Annotated in this window: 6 protein-coding genes; all 6 read left to right on the plus strand. The window is 69.9% G+C overall.

The window, feature by feature from the left end:
- Positions 1-198 (plus strand): VOC family protein (locus tag VGD44_RS17890; protein WP_331089617.1); only part of this gene is annotated, 198 nt, incomplete at its 5' end.
- The gene (locus VGD44_RS17895) at positions 198-458 is read left to right on the plus strand and encodes a DUF1467 family protein (RefSeq protein ID WP_331089619.1); all 261 of its coding nucleotides are present in this window, start codon (positions 198-200) and stop codon (positions 456-458) included. The genes VGD44_RS17890 and VGD44_RS17895, both read left to right, overlap by 1 nt.
- 121 nt (positions 459-579) lie before the next feature.
- Positions 580-1,899 carry a proline--tRNA ligase gene (proS, locus tag VGD44_RS17900; RefSeq protein WP_331089621.1) on the plus strand — a complete coding sequence of 440 codons (1,320 nt, stop codon included), beginning with the start codon at positions 580-582 and terminating at the stop codon, positions 1,897-1,899.
- Positions 1,892-3,187: a lipoprotein-releasing ABC transporter permease subunit gene (locus VGD44_RS17905; protein WP_331089623.1), complete on the plus strand. Its 1,296-nt coding sequence runs from the start codon at positions 1,892-1,894 to the stop codon at positions 3,185-3,187. Before proS ends, VGD44_RS17905 begins: the two co-directional genes overlap by 8 nt.
- Entirely contained in the window at positions 3,180-3,878 is a 699-nt protein-coding gene (locus VGD44_RS17910; protein ID WP_331089625.1) for an ABC transporter ATP-binding protein, read from the plus strand. Before VGD44_RS17905 ends, VGD44_RS17910 begins: the two co-directional genes overlap by 8 nt.
- 58 nt (positions 3,879-3,936) lie before the next feature.
- Entirely contained in the window at positions 3,937-5,280 is a 1,344-nt protein-coding gene (locus VGD44_RS17915) for a metal-dependent hydrolase family protein (RefSeq protein ID WP_331089627.1), read from the plus strand.
- Positions 5,281-5,335 lie beyond the last annotated feature (55 nt).

Below are 5,335 nucleotides of genomic sequence, written 5' to 3' on the forward strand. Positions count from 1 at the left end.
GGTGGCCAGCATCACATCTGCTTCGAGGTCGAGAGCATCGAGGCGGCCCGCGACGACATGGTGGCCAAGGGCGCCACTGTGCTGAACGGCGGCAAGCCGCGGATCGGCGCGCACGGCACGCCGGTGATCTTCGTGCATCCCAAGAACATGGGCGGCGTGCTGGTCGAGCTCATGGAAACCCCGAAAGGCGCCCACTGATGGGCCCGTTCACCTCCATCGCGATCTTCCTGACCATCTGGTGGACGGTGCTGTTCGCCGTGCTGCTGTGGGGGACGGTGACCTACGCCGAGGCGGGGATCGACAAGGGCGACGGCGGCGATCCCGGCGCGCCGGTGAACCCGAGGCTCAAGGAGAAGTTCCTGATCACCACGGGCATCGCCATCGTGGTGTTCGGGATCGTCTGGCTGGTCATCTGGAGCGGGATCGTGAAGCTTCCGCGGCTGCCCAGCGGCTACTAGCGGAACCTTGGCCGTAGGCCCGCGTTCGTCGGGCATGCACGCCGTCAGAGTCGCCTCATCGTTGCCAAGGTTCTCACGCCAAGGCTATCAGGGCGCCTTCGCCTGATCTGACGGGAATCCCATGCGCCTTTCGCGATACTTCATGCCCACGCTTCGCGAGGCGCCCGCCGACGCGCAGATCGTGTCGCACCAGCTCATGCTGCGCTCCGGGATGATCCGGCAGGAAGCGGCCGGGATCTATGCCTGGCTGCCGCTGGGCCTGCGTGTGCTGAAGAAGATCGAGCAGGTGGTGCGCGAGGAGATGAACCGCGCCGGCGCCGTCGAGATCCTGATGCCGACGCTGCAGCTCGCCGACCTGTGGCGCGAGAGCGGCCGCTACGAGGCCTATGGCGATGAGATGCTGCGCATCAAGGACCGCCACGATCGGGACCTGCTGTTCGGCCCCACGGCGGAGGAGGTCGTCACCGACATCTTCCGTAGCTATGTGAAGTCCTACAAGGACTTGCCGCTGAATCTTTACAACATCCAATGGAAGTTCCGCGACGAGCGCCGGCCCCGGTTCGGGGTGATGCGCGGCCGCGAGTTCCTGATGAAGGACGCCTACTCGTTCGACATCGACGAGGCGGCGGCGCGGCGGGCCTACAACCGGATGTTCCTGGCCTACCTCAACGTCTATGCGCGGCTGGGCCTGAAGGCGATCCCGGTGCGCGCCGACACGGGCCCGATCGGCGGCGACCTCAGCCACGAGTTCATCATCCTGGCCGACACCGGCGAGAGCCAGGTGTTCGCACACCGTGACCTGGTGGAGATGGGCGCGCCGGGTCCCGACGTCGACTGGGACGGCGACCTGCAGCCGCAGGTCGAGAAGCGCACCGTGCTCTATGCCGCCTCCGACGAGATGCACGACGCGGCCGCTTACGACGCGCTGCCCGAGGACAAGCGGATGACCGCCCGCGGCATCGAGGTGGGGCACATCTTCTATTTCGGGACCAAGTACTCGGCGCCGATGAAGGCCAATGTGACCGGGCCAGACGGCAAGGACGTGGCCGTGCACATGGGCTCGTACGGCGTGGGCGTTTCGCGCCTGGCCGGTGCGATCATCGAGGCCAGCCACGACGACGCGGGCATCATCTGGCCCGACGCGGTGGCGCCGTTCGGCGCGGCGGTGCTGAACCTGCGCGTGGGCGACGCGGGCTGCGACGAGGTCTGCGAGAAGGCCTACCAAGCGCTGACCGAGGCTGGGATCGACCCGCTGTACGACGACCGCGACGACCGGCCGGGCGCGAAGTTCGCGGCCACCGACCTCGTGGGCATCCCCTGGCAGCTGATCGTCGGGCCGAAGGGCGTGGCGGACGGCGTCGTCGAGCTGAAGCGCCGCGCCACCGGCGAGCGCCAGACGCTGCCGCTCGAGGCGGCGCTGAAGGCTGTCGTGAATGGCTGACGCCCGCCCCGTCATGGGCGGCCGCGCGGCCCCGTTCGGGCTGTGGGAGCGGATGCTCGCCGCCCGCTACCTTAGGGCGCGCCGCAGCCAGGGCGGGGTGGCGCTGATCTCGATCATCTCGTTCGTCGGCATCATGCTGGCGGTGGGCGTGCTGATCGCCACCATGTCGGTGATGAACGGGTTCCGGGCCGAGCTGCTAGGCCGGATCCTGGGCTTCCAGGGCCACCTGTTCGTGACCGGCGGCGTGCTGGACGGGCCGGCGCGCGACCAGGCGGTAGCGCGCATCCTGAAGGTGCCGGGCGTCGTCCAGGCCGCGCCGATCATCGAGGCCCAGGTGATCGCCATCGGCCCCAGCCAGATCACCGGCGCGCTGGTGCGCGGCATCGGGCCGAGGGACCTGGCGGACACCAAGCTGGTCTCGGGCAACATCACCCAGGGCTCGCTGCGCGGCTTCGGCGCGGGGGAGTACGGCGGCGACACGGTGCTCGTCGGCGAGCGGCTGGCGCAGCAGCTGGGCGTGGGGCCGGGCGACACGGTGACGCTGATCTCGCCGTCCGGCGGGTCGACGGCGTTCGGCGGGACGCCGCTACAGAAGCCCTACACGGTGGGCGGCACGTTCCGGGTAGGGATGAGCCAGTACGACCAGGCCTACATCTACATGCCGCTCAGCCAGGCGCAGCTGTTCTTTGGCCGCGAGGACACGGCCGACGCCATCGAGATCAAGGTGGTAGATCCCGACCACGCCGCCCGGATGCGGGGTCCGATCAACCAGGCGGCCGGGCCGAGCGCGCTGGTCAACGACTGGACGCAGCGCGACGCGGCCTTCTGGGGCGCGCTGACGGTCGAGCGGACAGCCATGCGGCTGATCCTCGGCATGCTGATCGTGATCGCGGCGCTGAACATCATCTCGGGCCTGGTCATGCTGGTGAAGAACAAGACCCGCGACGTGGCCATCCTGCGGACCATGGGGGCCGGGCAGGGGTCGGTGATGCGCATCTTCTTCATGACCGGGACGGCGATCGGCGCGGCCGGCACGGCGGCGGGCGTGGCGCTGGGCGTCCTGTTCTCGCTGAACATCGGGCCGATCCAGTCGGCGGTGGAGTGGGCGACGGGGGCGCAGGTGTTCGCCTCGGACGTCTACTACCTGTCGCGACTGCCGGCGAAGGTGGACTGGGTCGAGGTCACGGGGATCTCGGTCTTCTCGCTGGGCATGGCCTGTTTCTGGAGTCTCCTGCCGGCCTGGCGGGCGTCGAAGCTCGATCCGGTCGAGGCGCTTCGCTATGAGTGAGCCCGTCCTCTCCATCCGCGGCCTCGAGCGAACCTATGTGACCGGCGCTGGCCGGCTGCCGGTGCTGAAGGGTGTCGACCTCGACGTGTGGCCGGGCGAGATCGTCGGGCTGGTGGGCCCCTCGGGCTCGGGCAAGTCCAGCCTGCTGCACGCCGCCGGCCTGCTAGAGCATCCCGACGGCGGCCGGATCACGGTGCTGGGGCGGGATTGCACCGACCTCACCGAGCGCGAACGGACGCGCGTGCGGCTGGGCACGATCGGTTTCGTCTACCAGTTCCACCACCTGCTCCCGGAGTTCTCGGCCGAGGACAACGTGGCGATCCCGATGATGATCGCCGGGACGCCGCAGAAGGCGGCCGGCCAGAAAGCCCGCACCCTGCTGGGTGAGCTGGGACTGGGGGACCGCACGCACCACCAGCCGGCCCAGCTCTCGGGCGGCGAGCAACAGCGGGTGGCGATCGCCCGGGCCCTGGCCAACTCACCGCGGCTGCTGCTGGCCGACGAGCCCACCGGCAATTTGGATCCCACGACCTCGGGCGCGGTATTCGACAACCTCTATGCGCTGGCCCGCAGCCAGGGCGTGGCTGCGGTCGTGGCCACGCACAACCTGGAGCTCGCGCGGCACATGGACCGCGTGCTTGCGCTGAAGGACGGCCACCTGGAGCCCTGGAAGCCCCCGGTTCCGGCCTGAGCGCTGGACAGCCGAAGACGCCCCGCTAGGCTGCCCGAAGTCTGGGGAGACCTCATCCATGCGCCTGTTCGCAGCCGCGGCCGCCGCCGCGCTATGCTTCGCCGCCGGTCCGGCGATGGCCCAGTCCGTCACCGTGATCCACGCCGGCGGCCTGCTTGACCGCCCGGGCCAGGCCGCCAAGGGCCCGTCGACCATCGTCGTGCGCGACGGCAAGGTGGCCGCCGTGCGCAGCGGCCACGCCGATCCGGCCGACGTGGGCGCCGCCGGAGCGCGGGTGGTCGACCTGAAGGACCAGTTCGTGCTGCCGGGCCTGATCGACATGCACGTCCACATTTTCAACGACGACGACAAGATGCGCGGGCGGCTGGAGGCCCCGAACCGGGACCTCGAGGACAACTTCGTCCTGGGTGTCGACAACGCCCGCCGCACGCTGGAGGCCGGCTTCACGACCATCCGCGACCTGGGCAGCGACATCCGCAGCGTCACGGCGCTGCGCGAAGGGATCAACAACGGGCTGCTGGCCGGGCCGACCATCGTGCCGGCGGGCCGCGCCATCGCCATCCGCTCGGGTCACGCCGACCCGTCCAACAACCTCAACCGCGACCTGAGCGAAGCTGCGCTCGCCAAGGCGGAGAACGTCTGCAACGGCGCCGACGACTGCCGCCGAGCGGTGCGCTCGCAGATCAGCCAGGGCGCCGAGGTGATCAAGTTCACGGCGACCGGCGGGGTGAACTCGAACGTGGCGGGCGGCCTCGGCCGGCAGATGTTCGACGACGAGATGAAGGCCATCGTCGACACCGCCCACATGTTCGGCCGCAAAGTGGCGGCGCACGCGCATGGGACCGACGGTATCGAGGCGGCGCTGCGGGCCGGCGTCGATTCCATTGAGCACGGCACGTTCGGCACGCCCGAGACCGACGCCCTCTTCAAGAAGACCGGCGCCTGGTTCGTGCCCACCATGCTGGCGCCGCAGGCGGCCTTGGCGCAGGCCCGAGCGGGCGCCCGGAGCCGCAACACGCTGGAAAAGGCCGAGATCGCCGGCAAGGCGGCCATGGAGAACCACAAGCGGGCTATCGCCGCCGGTGTGAAGATCGCCTTCGGCACCGACACCGGCGTGTCGTCGCACGGCGACAACGGCAAGGAGTTCGCCCTGATGGTCTCGGTGGGCATGACGCCGGCCCAGGCGATCAAGGCCGCCACGGTGGACGCCGCCGAGCTGCTGGGCCGGAGCGAGGCCCTGGGCACGCTGGAGCCCGGCAAGGACGCCGACATCATCGCGGTGGCCAAGAGCCCGCTCGCCGACGTGAGCGAGCTGGAGCGGCCGACGTTCGTGATGCGCCGCGGCGTGGTCCACAAACTGGGCGGCCAGCGGCAGGCGTTTCCGCCGCAGGGGCGGCCGTAGGGAATAGTCCCGCGGACCTGCGCGTCTTCCTTCGCGCCGCCACACCCGGCGGCGG

This window comes from Phenylobacterium sp., assembly GCF_036402295.1.
Classification (GTDB): domain Bacteria; phylum Pseudomonadota; class Alphaproteobacteria; order Caulobacterales; family Caulobacteraceae; genus Phenylobacterium.

Excerpts from the sequence above, each read along its gene's own strand:
- VGD44_RS17895 (WP_331089619.1), top strand. The coding sequence starts at position 198 with ATGGGCCCGTTCACCTCCATCGCGATCTTCCTGACCATCTGGTGGACG.
- proS (WP_331089621.1), top strand. The coding sequence starts at position 580 with ATGCGCCTTTCGCGATACTTCATGCCCACGCTTCGCGAGGCGCCCGCC.
- VGD44_RS17905 (WP_331089623.1), top strand. The coding sequence starts at position 1,892 with ATGGCTGACGCCCGCCCCGTCATGGGCGGCCGCGCGGCCCCGTTCGGG.
- VGD44_RS17910 (WP_331089625.1), top strand. The coding sequence starts at position 3,180 with ATGAGTGAGCCCGTCCTCTCCATCCGCGGCCTCGAGCGAACCTATGTG.
- VGD44_RS17915 (WP_331089627.1), top strand. The coding sequence starts at position 3,937 with ATGCGCCTGTTCGCAGCCGCGGCCGCCGCCGCGCTATGCTTCGCCGCC.